19 protein-coding genes and 1 other RNA gene are annotated in these 15,114 nt (G+C 55.6%); 15 read left to right on the forward strand and 5 right to left on the reverse strand.

Translation table 11 applies throughout. The features are described from left to right. Positions 1 to 294: 294 nt before the first annotated feature. The 10 genes from AC6I8A_RS17005 to AC6I8A_RS17050 all read left to right on the forward strand — a co-directional run bounded on the left by AC6I8A_RS17005 (position 295) and on the right by AC6I8A_RS17050 (position 7,079). Complete coding sequence (locus tag AC6I8A_RS17005) at positions 295 to 1,596, forward strand: MFS transporter (RefSeq protein ID WP_497818818.1); 1,302 nt, start codon at positions 295 to 297, stop codon at positions 1,594 to 1,596. An 88-nt stretch (positions 1,597 to 1,684) separates the two neighbouring features. Then, a complete protein-coding gene (gene exuR / locus AC6I8A_RS17010; protein ID WP_008103503.1) occupies positions 1,685 to 2,458 on the forward strand; it encodes a transcriptional regulator ExuR in 774 nt (257 codons plus the stop codon). A gap of 335 nt (positions 2,459 to 2,793) precedes the next feature. Then, positions 2,794 to 3,471, forward strand: coding sequence for a DedA family protein (locus AC6I8A_RS17015; protein WP_008103505.1), 678 nt, complete (start codon positions 2,794 to 2,796; stop codon positions 3,469 to 3,471). After that, positions 3,468 to 3,836, forward strand: coding sequence for an EnvZ/OmpR regulon moderator MzrA (gene mzrA / locus AC6I8A_RS17020; RefSeq protein WP_256697553.1), 369 nt, complete (start codon positions 3,468 to 3,470; stop codon positions 3,834 to 3,836). The genes AC6I8A_RS17015 and mzrA overlap by 4 nt, the downstream gene beginning before the upstream one ends. A gap of 175 nt (positions 3,837 to 4,011) precedes the next feature. Then, the gene (locus AC6I8A_RS17025; protein WP_312179049.1) at positions 4,012 to 4,383 is read left to right on the forward strand and encodes a DUF1090 domain-containing protein; all 372 of its coding nucleotides are present in this window, start codon (positions 4,012 to 4,014) and stop codon (positions 4,381 to 4,383) included. Between the two features lie 35 nt (positions 4,384 to 4,418). Next, the gene (locus AC6I8A_RS17030; protein WP_007890363.1) at positions 4,419 to 4,724 is read left to right on the forward strand and encodes an ElaB/YgaM/YqjD family protein; all 306 of its coding nucleotides are present in this window, start codon (positions 4,419 to 4,421) and stop codon (positions 4,722 to 4,724) included. Positions 4,725 to 4,726: 2 nt separating this feature from the next. Beyond that, a complete protein-coding gene (locus AC6I8A_RS17035; RefSeq protein ID WP_192236531.1) occupies positions 4,727 to 5,125 on the forward strand; it encodes a phage holin family protein in 399 nt (132 codons plus the stop codon). Next, positions 5,122 to 5,406, forward strand: a complete 285-nt coding sequence (locus tag AC6I8A_RS17040; protein ID WP_256697554.1) for a YqjK-like family protein — start codon at positions 5,122 to 5,124, stop codon at positions 5,404 to 5,406. The genes AC6I8A_RS17035 and AC6I8A_RS17040 overlap by 4 nt, the downstream gene beginning before the upstream one ends. A 207-nt stretch (positions 5,407 to 5,613) precedes the next feature. Next, positions 5,614 to 6,024, forward strand: a complete 411-nt coding sequence (locus AC6I8A_RS17045) for a DoxX family protein (protein WP_008103518.1) — start codon at positions 5,614 to 5,616, stop codon at positions 6,022 to 6,024. Positions 6,025 to 6,104: 80 nt separating this feature from the next. Then, complete coding sequence (locus AC6I8A_RS17050; RefSeq protein ID WP_497818819.1) at positions 6,105 to 7,079, forward strand: glutathione S-transferase family protein; 975 nt, start codon at positions 6,105 to 6,107, stop codon at positions 7,077 to 7,079. A gap of 33 nt (positions 7,080 to 7,112) precedes the next feature. On the opposite strand, the gene mdtI is transcribed toward AC6I8A_RS17050, so the two are convergent. The 4 genes from mdtI to rsmI form a co-directional block, all read right to left on the reverse strand. After that, entirely contained in the window at positions 7,113 to 7,442 is a 330-nt protein-coding gene (gene mdtI / locus AC6I8A_RS17055; RefSeq protein ID WP_265298735.1) for a multidrug/spermidine efflux SMR transporter subunit MdtI, read from the reverse strand. Then, on the reverse strand, positions 7,429 to 7,779 hold the full coding sequence (gene mdtJ / locus AC6I8A_RS17060) for a multidrug/spermidine efflux SMR transporter subunit MdtJ (protein WP_497818820.1): 351 nt from the start codon (positions 7,777 to 7,779) through the stop codon (positions 7,429 to 7,431). Before mdtJ ends, mdtI begins: the two co-directional genes overlap by 14 nt. A gap of 520 nt (positions 7,780 to 8,299) precedes the next feature. Further along, an RNA gene (rnpB, locus tag AC6I8A_RS17065) (RNase P RNA component class A) lies at positions 8,300 to 8,678 on the reverse strand. A gap of 33 nt (positions 8,679 to 8,711) precedes the next feature. Continuing rightward, positions 8,712 to 9,575 carry a 16S rRNA (cytidine(1402)-2'-O)-methyltransferase gene (rsmI, locus tag AC6I8A_RS17070; RefSeq protein WP_154154988.1) on the reverse strand — a complete coding sequence of 288 codons (864 nt, stop codon included), beginning with the start codon at positions 9,573 to 9,575 and terminating at the stop codon, positions 8,712 to 8,714. A gap of 62 nt (positions 9,576 to 9,637) precedes the next feature. Here rsmI and AC6I8A_RS17075 point away from each other — a divergent pair, with 62 nt between their 5' ends. From AC6I8A_RS17075 to dolP, 4 genes are read left to right on the forward strand one after another with little or no spacing between them, the layout of a single operon-like run. Further along, entirely contained in the window at positions 9,638 to 11,656 is a 2,019-nt protein-coding gene (locus AC6I8A_RS17075; protein WP_497818821.1) for a penicillin-binding protein activator, read from the forward strand. Beyond that, complete coding sequence (locus AC6I8A_RS17080; RefSeq protein ID WP_008103534.1) at positions 11,614 to 12,009, forward strand: YraN family protein; 396 nt, start codon at positions 11,614 to 11,616, stop codon at positions 12,007 to 12,009. The genes AC6I8A_RS17075 and AC6I8A_RS17080 overlap by 43 nt, the downstream gene beginning before the upstream one ends. Before the next feature lie 14 nt (positions 12,010 to 12,023). Beyond that, on the forward strand, positions 12,024 to 12,611 hold the full coding sequence (gene diaA / locus AC6I8A_RS17085; protein ID WP_007890352.1) for a DnaA initiator-associating protein DiaA: 588 nt from the start codon (positions 12,024 to 12,026) through the stop codon (positions 12,609 to 12,611). A gap of 14 nt (positions 12,612 to 12,625) precedes the next feature. Next, a complete protein-coding gene (gene dolP, locus AC6I8A_RS17090; RefSeq protein WP_008103536.1) occupies positions 12,626 to 13,198 on the forward strand; it encodes a division/outer membrane stress-associated lipid-binding lipoprotein in 573 nt (190 codons plus the stop codon). A gap of 54 nt (positions 13,199 to 13,252) precedes the next feature. Here dolP and AC6I8A_RS17095 read toward each other — a convergent pair whose 3' ends face one another. Continuing rightward, complete coding sequence (locus AC6I8A_RS17095; RefSeq protein WP_497818822.1) at positions 13,253 to 13,954, reverse strand: pirin family protein; 702 nt, start codon at positions 13,952 to 13,954, stop codon at positions 13,253 to 13,255. Positions 13,955 to 14,083: 129 nt separating this feature from the next. Between AC6I8A_RS17095 and AC6I8A_RS17100 the strand changes: the two genes are divergently transcribed. Beyond that, entirely contained in the window at positions 14,084 to 14,983 is a 900-nt protein-coding gene (locus AC6I8A_RS17100; RefSeq protein WP_479486262.1) for a LysR family transcriptional regulator, read from the forward strand. The last annotated feature ends 131 nt before the right edge of the window (positions 14,984 to 15,114 follow it).

Below are 15,114 nucleotides of genomic sequence, written 5' to 3' on the forward strand. Positions count from 1 at the left end.
GCGATCCGACTCACAATAATGACAGTTTCACTGTGGGTATATGGACGATTCTGTTGCGGACATTGCGCTAAATGGCTGTTTTAACGATCTTTCGTCCTTACACACATGAGCCGCAAGGTTTATGTGATGGCATTCAACTTTTGAAGCTGTATAACAAGTTAACCTCTCGCTCCGTTGCTAACGGGATTAATGGCACAGGCAAGGAACTGCGGGAGTGATCAGCACTGTTCACATCTTCCCGCTCCAGATAACTACAGCGGTAAAACCGCAACGACAGACTGGACGAGGTTAATAATGCGTAAGATCAAAGGGCTACGCTGGTACATGATTGGGCTGGTGACGCTGGGCACGGTGCTCGGCTACCTGACGCGCAACACCATTGCCGTTGCGGCGCCCACGCTGGAAACGCAGTTGGGTATCACCACGCAACAATATTCCTATATCGTCGCCGCCTACTCGGCGTGCTACACCATCATGCAGCCGGTGGCCGGTTATGTGCTGGACATGCTCGGCACCAAAATCGGTTATGCGGTGTTTGCCGTGCTGTGGGCGATCTTCTGTGCCGCAACCGCGATGGCGGGCAGCTGGAGCGGCTTTGCGCTGGCGCGCGGTGCGGTTGGCGCCGCCGAAGCAGCGATGATTCCGGCAGGCCTGAAAGCCAGTAGCGAATGGTTCCCCGCCAAAGAACGTTCGGTGGCGGTGGGCTATTTCAATGTGGGATCGTCGATTGGCGCGATGCTGGCCCCGCCGCTGGTGGTGTGGGCGATTGTGGCGCACAGCTGGCAAATGGCGTTCATTATTACCGGCGTGCTGAGCATGGTGTGGGCCATCTGCTGGCTGGTGTTTTACAAACATCCCAAACAGCAAACCAAGCTGAGTGATGAGGAGCGTCACTACATCATTGCCGGCCAGGAACTGCAGCATCAAACCGGTAATAACAAGAAGATGTCGGCGCGCCAGATCCTGCGCAATCGTCAGTTCTGGGGCATTGCGCTGCCGCGTTTCCTCGCCGAACCGGCGTGGGGAACCTTCAACGCGTGGATTCCGCTATTTATGTTCAAGGTATACGGCTTCAACCTGAAAGAGATCGCCATGTTTGCCTGGATGCCGATGCTGTTCGCCGATCTCGGCTGTATTGTCGGTGGCTACTTGCCGCCGCTGTTCCAGCGCTGGTTTGGCGTCAATCTTATCGTCTCGCGCAAACTGGTGGTCACCATGGGCGCGGTGTTGATGATTGCGCCAGGCACCATCGGTTTGTTCACCAGTCCGTATGTCGCGATTGGGCTGCTGTGCGTCGGCGGGTTTGCCCATCAGGCGCTTTCTGGCGCGCTGATCACACTCTCTTCGGATGTGTTTGGCCGTAACGAAGTGGCTACCGCTAACGGCTTAACCGGCATGGCGGCCTGGACGGCGAGCACCATGTTTGCGTTGGTGGTCGGAGCGCTGGCCGATACGCTGGGCTTCAGCCCGCTGTTCGCGGCGCTGGCGGTGTTTGATCTGTTAGGCGCGGTGGTTATCTGGACGGTCCTGAAAAACCAGCCGGTTTCTGAACTCGACGATCGGTCAGCGGTGCAGTCCGCTGCGGTACGCACCTAAGCTCATCGGGCTGGCATCGGCCAGCCCATTTCCTCTGTGCGGCTGAAGTGGTATAACAACTCAACTTTCTCCCACAGCGGACCGCGCAATGGACCTGACCGAATCACGACGCCTCTATCAACAGCTCGCCAGCGAACTCAAACGCCGCATTGAAGCCGCCGATTACCGGGTTGGCGACAAGCTGCCTGCTGAACGTCTGATTGCGGAGGAGATGCAGGTGAGCCGTACCGTGGTGCGTGAAGCGATCATCATGCTGGAAGTGGAAGGTTACGTGGAGGTGCGCAAAGGTTCCGGCATTCACGTCATCAGCAGCCAGCAGCAGAACCGTGTGGTGACGTCCAGCCAGCTGGAGTTTGCCAATTTCGGCCCCTTCGAGTTATTACAGGCGCGCCAGCTGATTGAAAGCAACGTGGCTGAATTTGCCGCCACGCAGGTAACGCGTCAGGACATCGTGGCATTAATGGCGATTCAGGAGAAAGCGCGTCAGGAAGATCATTCGCGCGATTCTGCGTGGGATATGGAGTTTCACGTGCGCATCGCGCAATCAACGCAGAACAGCGCTTTAGCGGCGATTGTCGAGAAGATGTGGCTACATCGTCTGCACAATCCTTACTGGCTAAAGCTGCACGAACACATTGATGCCAAAAATATCACTAGCTGGTGTGACGATCACGACCAGATCCTCAAAGCTCTAATCCGCAAGGATCCCGCCGCCAGTAAGCTAGCAATGTGGCAACATCTGGAAAACACTAAGCAGATGCTGTTTAACGCCACCACCGACGATTTTGAGTTTAACGTCGACCGTTACATGTTTGCTGAAAATCCGGTCATCCTGCCTGAAGGTAGCGAAAATCCACGCTAATCCTGCTTATTTTTCAGCCGTTTTGTTGCCGAAAAAGTCAGTTAGTCTGCAATAGTGTCAGCTCATGTAAAGCTCCTTTGGACCACCTGCGTCTAAAGGTAAAACTCCTGTGCGGCAGGCACTTTCCCCTGTCTGGATAACGTTATTTTTGTTACAGTTATCGCCCTTTTATTACCCTTTGCGACAGGGCTTTTATAAAGTCGCTGATTTAACAATCAATTCTGGAAGGATCCGGAAACTCCTGCTCAGGCTGCTTATCTAAAATGTATAACCAACGCCAGTCTGCGCCTAAGCCCCTCACGGGCACGTTTAACAATGATGTTCAGGAATGATTGATGGATATTTTGCAAGCATTGCTGCATGCCTTATGGCAGCAGGATTACGAAATGCTCTCCGACCCGACGCTGGTTTGGGCCATTTATGGCGTGCTGTTCATGATTCTGTTTCTGGAAAATGGACTCCTGCCCGCCGCGTTTTTGCCCGGCGATAGTTTACTGATTCTGGTGGGTGTGCTGATTGCTAAAGGCACCATGGGTTTCCCGCTGACACTGCTAATTCTGACCACCGGTGCCAGCCTTGGCTGCTGGGTAAGCTACATTCAGGGCCGCTGGCTGGGTAATACGCCTACCGTGCAAAAATGGTTATCGCACCTGCCTGCGCAATATCATCAACGCGCCCATCGACTGTTCCATCGCCATGGCTTGTCAGCATTGCTGGTGGGTCGCTTTATTGCCTTCGTCCGCACCTTGCTCCCGACCATCGCTGGGCTTTCTGGCCTGAGTAATGCGCGCTTTCAGTTCTTCAACTGGGTAAGTGGCTTCCTGTGGGTGCTGATCCTTACCGTGCTGGGCTTCGCGCTGGGCAAAACTCCGATTTTCCGTCGTTACGAAGATGAACTGATGTTGTGCCTGATGCTGCTGCCGCTGGTGCTGCTGGTGATTGGTCTGGTCGGTTCTTTAGTGGTGATTTGGCGCAAACGTCAGTCGACGCGTAACGGGAATTCACAGTCATGATCAAATTCCGTGGATTCCCAAGGCGTTTCCTGCCTTGGGCGCTGGGTGGCGCGTTGGCGCTGCTGGCGATCTGTTTCGTTCCGACCCTGATGCAGCATGAAACCGTGGTGCAGATTCGTGTCGCCAACAGCGGCACCAATCTGCCCGATGGTTTTTATCTCTATCAGCAACTTTCCGCGCAGGGCGTGCGTATCAAAAGTATTACGCCTTCAGGCGATGCGCTGGTGATTCATTTTGAGAATGAAGAACAGAGCCTGGCGGCGCAGAAAGTGTTGAAGCGCCTGTTGCCACAAGGCTTTGTTGTTGCCGCTGGCCCGCAGGCCTCGCAGCAATATCCTGACGCCAGTCGCCCAACTTTTAGCTAAATTTCACCGCCTGACGTCAAGTCAGGCGGTGAGCTAATCCCCCGCTATCCCCGCGTCTTCTTTGAATTTTTTCGTCTGCTGTCTATCCTTAGAGATAGCGTAAGCCTAAGACATGCTGGGAAGCCTCTCTTGTCTACTCTCAGACAGGTCATCAACAATGGAAGGTCACAACCTGATGAAACATCAATTACTGCTAGGTGCTATTCTTTTTTCACTCTCGGGTTCGCTGCTGGCGGCTGAATCGCTCTGCCAACAAAAAGAGCAGGACATTCAGCGCGAGATCGATATGGCGAAACAGCACGACAACCAGCGCCGCGTTACCGGGCTGGAGCGCGCATTGACCGAAGTCCGCGCAGGCTGCACCGATGAGAAGCTGAAATCCGCACACAGTGAACGTATCGCTGATCAGAAGCACAAAATCGCCGAACGTGAGCGTGAGCTGAAAGAAGAGCGTCAGGATGGCGACAAGGACAAAATTGAGAAGCGCGAACGTAAGCTGGAAGAGGCGCAGAACGAACTGAAAAAGCTTGAAGCTGAACCTTATTAATCGGACTTAACTAAATGCTGTAAAAGGAGATTTCCATGGCTAAAGAAACAACATCTGAACATCTGCGCGCTGAATTGAAAAATCTGGCTGATACTCTGGAAGAAGTGCTGAGCAGCTCAGCAGATAAATCCAAAGGCGAGCTGGATAAGTTGCGTCATAAAGCGCGCGGCGCTATTGAAAGCTCCCGTGAACGTCTCGGCGATTCCGGCGAACGTATTGCACAAACCACGCGTGAAGCGGCGGAAAAAGCCGACGAATACGTACGCGATAATCCGTGGCACGGCGTAGGTATTGGTGCAGCGGTAGGTATTCTCATCGGCATTTTAATTTCACGGCGTTAATGATGAGTGATAGTCAGCAAAGCCACGGCCCCGGCAAAGGGGTCTTTAACATCGGTCAACGGGTCGTTACCACGCTGGTTAGCATGGTCGAGACGCGCGTCCGACTGGCGATTGTGGAACTGGAAGAGGAAAAGGCTAACCTGATTCAGATGCTGATGATGGTGGGCCTTACCATGCTGTTTACCGCTTTCGGTCTGATGAGCCTGATGGTATTGATCATCTGGGCGGTGGATGCACAATATCGCCTAATGGCGATTGCCATTACCACAGCGGTGCTATTTGCTCTGGCGCTGATCTTTGGTTTGTGGACATTGTACAAATCGCGCCAGTCAACGTTGTTGCGCCATACGCGTAAAGAACTGGACACCGATCGCAAACTGCTGGAGGAGCATCGCTCATGAGCCGCCGCGAACGTGAAGCACGCATTCACGAATTGCTCAATCAGGTGCAGCAGCAGCGGCTTGATCTCAGCGCCGACAGCCGCGACTGGCTGATCAGCACCGCGCAATACGATCGCGGCTGGTTAACCATCATTGGCATGCGTCGTTATCTGGCGATTGGCAGCAGTGCATTGGCCATCTGGTCGATTCGCAGCCCCAATCGCCTGCTGCGCTGGGCCAAACGTGGTTTCGGCGTCTGGAGCACCTGGCGCATGATCAAATCAACCCTGAATACTCGCTAATTCCTCTCTCTAAAACCGGATCTAGTCGATTCGGTTTCGCCCTCCTCAAATTTACTGAATAACATTGACAGTTTATCTCGCTTACAACTCTTTCAACCTGCGATTATCATCTCCCTCCATCAGCCCACTGAACTGAAACAACCGGTTCAAGGGGATTCAAAACCCGCAGGCCAACAACCTGCAACAAAAACCTTGTTGGAGTAGATGATGAAAAAATTCGAAGACTCAGGCCTGCTGGTAGCACGCGTATTAATGACCATTCTGTTTATCACCGCAGGCTGGGGCAAAATCACTGGCTACGCCGGTACCGCACAATACATGCAGGCGATGGGCGTCCCAGGCTTCCTGCTGCCGCTGGTTATTCTGCTGGAGTTCGGTGGCGGCCTGGCGATTCTGTTCGGTTTCCTGACGCGCTTTACCGCCCTGTTCACCGCTGGCTTTACTCTGCTGACCGCGTTCCTGTTCCACAGCAACTTCGCGGAAGGTGTTAACCAGCTGATGTTCATGAAAAACCTCTCCATCGCCGGTGGCTTCCTGGTGTTGGGTCTGGTAGGTCCAGGCGCTTACAGCATTGATCGTCTGATTCGTCAGCGCGTTCAGCCAGCGACCGCACGCTAAGCAGCACAAGCGGTAGAGAACACATATACTGAATATCAGGGGCGGGGATTTTCCTCGCCCCTTTTTATTATGGAGGGCTTATGGGACAGCTGATTGATGGTGTCTGGCACGACACCTGGTACGATACGAAGTCAACCGGTGGCCGCTTCAAACGCACAGAAGCCGTCTGGCGCAACTGGGTTACCGCCGATGGCAGCGCCGGTCCAACCGGCAAAGCGGGCTTCGCTGCTGAGCGTGGCCGCTATCATCTTTACGTCTCGCTTGCCTGCCCGTGGGCGCATCGCACACTGTTGATGCTTAAGCTCAAGGGATTAGAAGAGATGATTTCAGTTTCGGTGGTGCATCCGCTGATGCTGGAGAACGGCTGGACCTTTGACGCCAGTTTCCCTGACGCCACCGGCGACGCGCTGTATCAAAAAGAGTTTCTTTATCAGATCTATCTGCACGCCGATGCACACTACTCCGGCCGCGTGACCGTGCCGGTGCTGTGGGATAAAACCCAGCAAACCATCGTCAGCAATGAATCCGCCGACATCATGCGCATGCTTAACAGCGCGTTCGATGCGCAAGGTGCCCGTGCGGGTGACTATTATCCGGCGGCGCTGCGCGACAAAATTGATGAAGTGAACAGCTGGGTGTACGACACGGTCAACAATGGCGTATATAAAAGCGGTTTTGCCACTTCGCAGGCGGCGTACGATGAATCGGTAACGGCGCTGTTCCATTCGTTAGCGCGTCTCGAACAGATTCTCGGCCAACACCGTTATCTCACAGGCGACCAACTGACCGAAGCGGATTTACGCTTGTGGACCACGCTGGTGCGCTTCGATCCGGTCTACGTCACCCACTTCAAGTGCGATCGTCACCGCATCAGTGATTACCGCAATCTGAACGGCTTCCTGCGCGACATCTATCAAATGCCGGGCATCGCCGACACGGTCAATTTGCCGCACATCCGCCATCACTACTATTGCAGCCACAAAACCATCAACCCAAGCGGCGTGATTTCGCTGGGCCCAGCATTTGACTGGGATGAGCCACACGGCCGGGGTTGATGCTCTTACCCTCTCCCAAGTGGAGAGGGAACCTTAGGCGAACTTAATCAGCACCATACCGAGCAACAACAATCCCACGCCCAGCCAGCCAACCCGACTCAACCGCTGACCAAACAGAATCCAGCCCGCCGCCACGGTGGCAACCAATCCCAGCCCACCCCACAATGCGTAGGCTACCGTTAAATCAATGCCTTTCACCGCCTGCGCCAGCGCGCTGAACGCTGCCAGCACCGCCACCAGCGATAACACACCAAACAGCGGACGGCGGAAACCGTTGGAGTATTTCAGGAAGATATTGGCGACAATCTCCAGGCCAATGGCCAGCGCCAGCCACGCGATATGTAGCCCGTTAAACGTTGCCATGGCGCAGCTCCTTACGACTCAACGTGCCTGATTTGATTAGCACAATACCGAGGATCAGCGTCAGCAGGCCAGCGACTTTGACGGCGGATAAGACTTCATCGAACAACAGCACGCTAAACAGCGTAATAAACAGAATGCCAATGCCTTCCCACATGGCATACGCTACGCCAAGGGCAATCCGCTTGATGGCGAAGGATAAACAAATATAAGACAGCGCGATCATCACCAGCATAAAAATATAGCCGGCGTTGCCACCGTTTACGCTGGCCCATTTCATTGAGACGGTGCCAATAATTTCCGCAGCGATCGCCAGCGCCAATAAAATCCAATACAGCATGATTTCTCTCCTGAACGAGAAATAAACGCCACCCACGCGAAAATAAGCGTGTTAGCAAAGTTAAATTAAAAAGTCAGAATAGGAGAGAACGGAACTAAAGCGCGAAGCGCCAGTGCTGATCGCAGATTGAGCAGTTTGATACAGAAAGGAAGGAAGAGAGTGAAGCCTTATTTGGCGCAAACATTTTGTCCATAAAATTACAACTTATCCACGTTGTTGCTTCTCGTCAGTGTGGATTAAATTTGTCCTCAGTAGTTAAACACGAGCTTATTCTGGCATAGCGGCAATAATGTTTTCAGGGATTTTCATTTCTTTACGTGGGAGAGTTTAATTAATTATGTGCGGGTTGATGCCCTCACCCTAGCCCTCTCCCAGAGGGAGAGGGAACAGTCCGCTGCGATTTGGCGTATCGCTCGATCGGTCCCTTCTCCCGCCTGCGGGAGAAGGTTAGGATGAGGGCCAGCGCGCACCTAACCCCAGAAAACACAAAACCCGCCGAAGCGGGTTTTGTGTTTAAAAAAGTCGAAACTGACCGATAAGCCGGGTTCTGTCGTGGACAGTCATTCATCTAGGCCAGCAATCGCTCACTGGCTCAAGCAGCCTACCCGGGTTCAGTACGGGCCGTACCTTGTGAACCCCTATTTGGCCTTGCTCCGGGTGGAGTTTACCGTGCCACGAACTGTTGCCAGCCGCGCGGTGCGCTCTTACCGCACCCTTTCACCCTTACCTGATCCCATTACTGGGCCATCGGCGGTTTGCTCTCTGTTGCACTGGTCGTAGGCTTGCGCCCCCCAGGCGTTACCTGGCACCCTGCCCTATGGAGCCCGGACTTTCCTCCCCTTTGCCCGTCTCCCCCCGAAAGAGGACGACGACAAAGCGGCGACTGTCTAGTCAGCTTCGGCGCGGGATAATAGGCGATCTGTCAGCGTTTGTCACGCCTCTTGCTGCTCCAGCGCGTACTTATAAAGCGCGTTCTTCTTCACACCATGAATTTCCGCCGTCAGCGCAGCGGCTTTCTTCAATGGCAGCTCTTTTTGCAGCAATGCCAACGTACGCAGCGCCTCCGCTGGCAACGCTTCTTCATCGGCTTTATGGCCTTCAACGATCAGCACCATTTCGCCTTTGCGACGGTTTTCATCTTCCAGCACCCACGCCAGCAGTTCGCCGACCGGCGCGCCCTGAATAGATTCCCACGTTTTGGTGATCTCACGCGCCAGCACCACATAGCGCTCGCCGCCCCACACGCTGACCATATCTTGCAGGCTATCGATCAGGCGATGGGTCGATTCATAGAAAATCAGCGTACGCGGCTCTTCACCCAGCGCGCGCAACACATCGCAGCGTCCTTTGCTTTTGGCTGGTAGAAACCCTTCGTAACAGAAACGATCGGACGGTAACCCCGCCGCGCTTAATGCTGTAATCGCCGCGCAAGCGCCTGGCAACGGCACCACGCGCACGCCCGCTTCACGGCAGCGACGCACCAAATGGTAGCCGGGATCGTTGATTAACGGCGTGCCGGCATCGGAGACCAGTGCGATGCTCTGGCCCTCTTGCAGCTTGGCTAGCAGCACCTCAGCTTTCTGCTGTTCGTTGTGGTCGTGAAGTGCGAAGAGTCGCGCATTGATGGCGAAATGTTGTAGCAACAGCCCGGTATGACGTGTATCTTCCGCTGCGACTAGATCGACGCTTGAGAGCACCGTCAACGCTCGTTGAGTGATATCACCCAGGTTACCGATCGGGGTAGGAACGATATAGAGCGTGCTGGCAGAAATCTCTGCCCGATCGAGTTGTTTCATTGTTTCATCCGAATTGCCGATTTAATATTGAGCATCTTGAAAAAAACATCACTGGATACAGTATGCTTCCTTCAAAAGTCGTACGTCATAAAGCAGGACGCTTAGTACCTGTTCTTCTCGCTGGGCTGATTTTAGCCGCCTGTAGTGGTCAGGGACCGCAACAAACCTCTAACGTCAATATTCAGGGTCCTGCGACTGGCCGGTCTGACTATTATCTGCAACAGGTGCAGCAAAGCAGCGATGATAGCAAGACCGACTGGCAATTACTTGCCATCCGTGCCCTGTTGAAGGAAGGAAAGTATCCGCAAGCGGCGAATCAGCTTAATCAGCTGCCGCAGCAGTTAAGCGATGTGCAACAGCAAGAACTGCTGCTGCTGCGCGCGCAGATGCAGATTGGTCAGCAGAATTACAGCGGTGCACAACAACAGCTTGGTCAGGTGAAAGTCGGTGACCTGTCGCAGGATCAGCAGGTGCGCTACTACGCGTTGCAAATCGCAGCGGCGCAGAATCGCCCTTCACTCCCACTGCTGCGTGCCTATATTGCGCAGGAGCCGCTGCTGAAAGGCGCCGATCACCAAAGCAATATCGATGCAACCTGGCAAACGCTGACGCAGATGACGCAGGATCAGATCAACAGTCTGGTGATCAATGCTGACGAAAATACGCTGCAAGGCTGGTTGGATCTGCTGAATACCTGGCGTGCAAACAGCCAGGATCCACAAATGTTGAAAGCGGCGATTCAGGACTGGCAGACGCGCTATCCGCAGAACCCAGGCGCGAAGACGCTGCCAACGCAGCTCAGCCAGGTGCAAAACTTCACTAAAGCGTCGACCAGCACCATCGCGCTGCTGCTGCCGCTTAACGGCCAGGCGCAGGTGTTTGCTAACGCGATTCAAAAAGGTTTCAACGATGCGCGCAATGGCGTGCTCAACGCGCCGGCACCGCAAGCCGCGTCAGCGCCTGCTGCAGCCGATGCCAGCGCACAGCCGCCAGCCGACGCCAATAGCGTTGTCAGCCCCGCCGTTGCCAGTAACACACCACCGCAAACCGAGCAGCCACAGCCAGCCGCACAACCGGCCGCGGCACAGGGCAACAGCAATGCGCAGGTAAAAGTGTATGACACCAGCAGTCAGCCGATTGCGCAGGTGATGCAGCAGGCTCAGCAAGATGGCGCTACGCTGGTGGTCGGCCCGCTCCTAAAAAATGACGTTGAAACCGTCGTTAATAGCAACACTCCGCTGAACGTGCTGGCGCTGAACGAACCCGAACAGATCCAGAACCATCCGAATATTTGTTACTTTGCGCTTTCTCCTGAAGACGAAGCGCGCGATGCCGCGCACCATATCTACGAACAAGGCAAACGCCAGCCGTTGTTGCTGGTGCCGCGCAGCAGCTATGGCGACCGTATTAGCAAAGCGTTCGCGCAAGAGTGGCAAACGCTAGGTGGTTCAACCGTACTGCAGCAGCGTTTTGGCGGCGTTGGCGAACTGAAGCAAGGCATCAACAGCGGTGCCGGCATCGCGTTAAGCGGCACGCCGCTGAACGTTGAGCCTGCGCAATCGCAGAGCGTGGCGATTGCTGGCCTGACGATTCCTGCGCCGCAAACCAGCGCACCGGCACCAGCGGCCGATGCCAGCAGCGGTAACGTGGATGCGGTGTACATTGTCGCTAGCCAGGATGAGCTGCAGCTGATCAAGCCGATGATTGCGATGCGTACCAGCAGCCGCAACAACACCGCGCTGTACGCCAGTTCGCGCAGTGCGCAGGCGGGCGCAGGTCCTGACTTCCGTCTGGAGATGGATGGCCTGCAGTTCAGCGATATCCCGCTGCTGTCCGGCAGCAATCCGGGCCTGATGCAGCAGGCAGCGAAGTCGTTTAACAACGATTATTCGCTGGTTCGCCTCTACGCGATGGGCATTGATGCCTGGACGCTGGCGAATCACTTTAACCAGATGCGTCAGGTGCCAGGCTTTGCCATTGATGGCAACACCGGCAAGCTGAACGCCGACACGGATTGCGTGATCAACAGGAAGTTGGCATGGAACCAGTATCGTCAGGGACAGATCGTTCCGGTGCAGTAAACCGCCAGCGCATTGGCGCTGAGCAGGAACAACTGGCGCGCCGCTATCTGGAGCGCGCCGGGCTGCAGTGGTTCGCCAGCAATGTACGCTGTCGCAGCGGAGAAATTGACCTGATTATGCGCGACGCCGATTGCTGGGTATTTGTTGAAGTGCGCTATCGACGCGATGCGCGCTACGGCGGTGCCGCCGCCAGCGTAACGCGCCAGAAACAACAAAAGCTGCTGCGTGCCGCCGCACTCTGGTTGCTGGCGCGTGGCGGCAGTTTTGATACGGTGAATTGCCGTTTTGACATCATTGCCATTACCGGGCGTGAGCTGGAGTGGCTGCCCGATGCCTTTAATGCCGATGGATAGAACCAGGTGGTCTTGTGCAGGACAGAATTAAAGCGTGTTTTACCGAGAGTATTCAGACCCAAATCGCTGCTGCCGAAGCGCTGCCCGATGCGATTTCCCGCGCCGCGATGACGCTGGTGCAGTCGCTGCTGAACGGTAACAAAATCCTTAGCTGCGGTAACGGTGCGTCGTCGGCGAATGCCCAGCATTTTGCCGCCAGCATGATTAACCGTTTCGAGACGGAGCGCCCTAGCCTGCCTGCGCTGGCGCTGAGCGCAGATAATGTGATGCTGACGGCGATTGGTAATGATCGTCTGCACGATGAAATTTACGCCAAGCAGGTTCGAGCGCTTGGTCAGGCTGGTGATGTGCTGCTGGCCATTTCCACCCGTGGCAACACCCGCGATATCGTCAAAGCGGTTGAAGCTGCGGTTACCCGCGATATGACCATCGTTGCGTTAACCGGCCACGACGGCGGTGAGCTGGCGGGCCTGCTCGGTCCGCATGATGTGGAAATTCGCATTCCATCACATCGCAGTGCGCGCATTCAGGAAATGCACATGTTGACGCTGAACTGCCTGTGCGATTTGATTGATAACACTTTATTCCCACACCAGGAATGACTGAAGGAGCTCAAATGAAAGCATTGAACGCTGTCGCCATTCTCTTAACCGCCATGCTGCTGCAAGGCTGTGTTGCCGTGGTTGCCGGCGGCGCTGCCGTCGCCACCAAAACCGCCACTGACCCGCGCACCGTGGGCACGCAGGTCGATGACGGCACGCTGGAGCTGCGCGTATCGAACGCACTGGCCAAAGATGAACAAATCAAAAACCAGGCGCGCGTGGTTGTCACCGCCTATCAGGGCAAAGTGCTGCTGACCGGCCAGTCGCCAACCCCAGATCTGGCGAGCCGTGCCAAACAGATCGCCATGGGCGTTGACGGTGCCACCGAGGTGTATAACGAAATCCGTAGCGGACAGAAAGTCAGCCTTGGCACCTCGTCATCCGATACCTGGATCACCACCAAAATCCGCTCGCAGCTGCTGGGCAGCGATCAGGTGAAATCCTCGAACGTCAAAGTGACCACCGAAAACGGAGAAGTGTTCCTGTTAGGTCTGGTCACTGCAGAAGAAGCGAAAGCGGCGGCCGATGTTGCCAGCCGTGTGAGCGGTGTGAAGCACGTGACTACCGCCTTCACCATTCTCAAGTAAGCGTTACCGCAACGTATCAGGGCGACTTCGGTCGCCCTTTTTTGTGGGTGAGGGTTAGGCGGGAAGGTCAATCACCAGCGCGCGCAGCGGCGTTCTGGCCTGCAGGCTAATCTGGCTCTCATCGCTGAGGAACGCGCCGTCGCCGCAGCTTAGTGGGTGCTGATTAGCACTGCTGGCCTGCACATCCAAAGAACCATGGATCGATTGCAGATAAGCGCGCGGCCCGTGCAATTTCACCGTGTACTGCTCGCCCGGCGCTAACGTCACCTGATGCACCCAAACCTGCTGGCGCAGTTGCAAGCTACCCTGCGCGCCATCGGGCGAGGCGATCAGCACGCTGGTTTGCTGCGGCAAATCGCGCTTCTGCAACAGCGGATTTTCACGCTCCGGGCAGGCGGCCAGCCACAGCTGCATGCGGGTTAACGGGCGATCTTTGCTGATGTTGATTTCGCTATAATTCACGCCCTGACGCGCAGAGAGCAGCATCGCCTCGCCTTCGCGTGCCACCAGATGATTGCCTTCGCTGTCGCGATACTCGGCTTCACCTTGCAGCACCAGATTCAGCACATCGACCTGCGGATAGCTGCGTGGCTGGAACGCCGCGCCCGGTGCCAGAATTTCCTGGTTGAGCACGCGCAGTGACGCGTAGCCCATTAATTTTGGATCGAAATAGTGGCCAAATGAGAAGCTGTAGCGCGCCTGCAACCAACCGAAATCGGCCTGGCCACATGCGGACGCGCAGCGGGTTGTCATCATGATAATCCTCCGACGCGCTGCGGTGAGATTCGACCGCAGGCTTGATGGGATCATGGTAAAAGTCTGGACGCCGGATTGTAAGCCAGTTAATCTGCCTGGCATGTTCAAATTTACTGACAGAGAATCGGCATGGCAAAAGACCGCGCGTTAACCCTTGAAGCTTTACGTGTGATGGATGCTATTGACCGTCGTGGCAGCTTTGCCGCCGCGGCCGATGAACTGGGTCGCGTCCCTTCCGCGCTGAGTTACACCATGCAGAAGCTGGAAGAGGAGCTGGATGTGGTGCTGTTTGACCGCTCCGGCCACCGCACCAAGTTCACCAACGTGGGCCGCATGCTGCTGGAACGTGGCCGCGTGCTGCTGGAAGCCGCCGATAAACTCACCACCGATGCCGAAGCGCTGGCGCGCGGTTGGGAAACGCATCTCACCATTGTTGCCGAGGCGCTGGTTCCTACCGAGCGTTTGTTCCCGCTGGTTGAGAAACTGTCAGAAAAAGCCAATACGCAGATTTCGCTGATCACGGAAGTGTTAGCCGGCGCCTGGGAGCGGCTGGAACAGGGCCGCGCCGATATCGTGATTGCCCCGGATATGCACTTCCGCGCCTCAACCGAAATCAACACCCGCAAGCTGTACAGCACGATGAGCGTCTACGTTGCCAGCCCGGATCATCCCATTCATCAGGAAGCTGAGCCGCTGTCAGAAGTGACGCGCGTGAAGTATCGCGGTATCGCGGTGGCGGACACCGCGCGCGAGCGCCCGGTGTTGACGGTGCAGTTGCTGGATAAGCAGCAGCGTCTGACGGTAAGCAGCATGGATGATAAACGCCGCGCGCTGCTGGCCGGTTTGGGTGTGGCGACCATGCCGTATCCGATGGTAGAGCAGGATATCGCCGAAGGTCGTTTACGCGTGGTGAGCGCCGAGTATACGCGCGAAGTGGATATTATTATGGCGTGGCGCCGCGACAGCATGGGCGAAGCCAAAGCCTGGTGTTTGCGTGAGATTCCGAGGTTGCTGGCGAAGCGCGGGTAGATTGTGCACACGCAGTCCCCCACCTCGGTCCTCCCCCATAAATGGGGGAGGAAGATGCTGCCACATGTCAGTGATGAAGCTGCATTTGGGAGGAAGATGCTGCCATATGCCAGTGATGGAGCTGCATGTGG

The organism is Pantoea sp. X-Soil-ISGK-275, assembly GCF_059730795.1.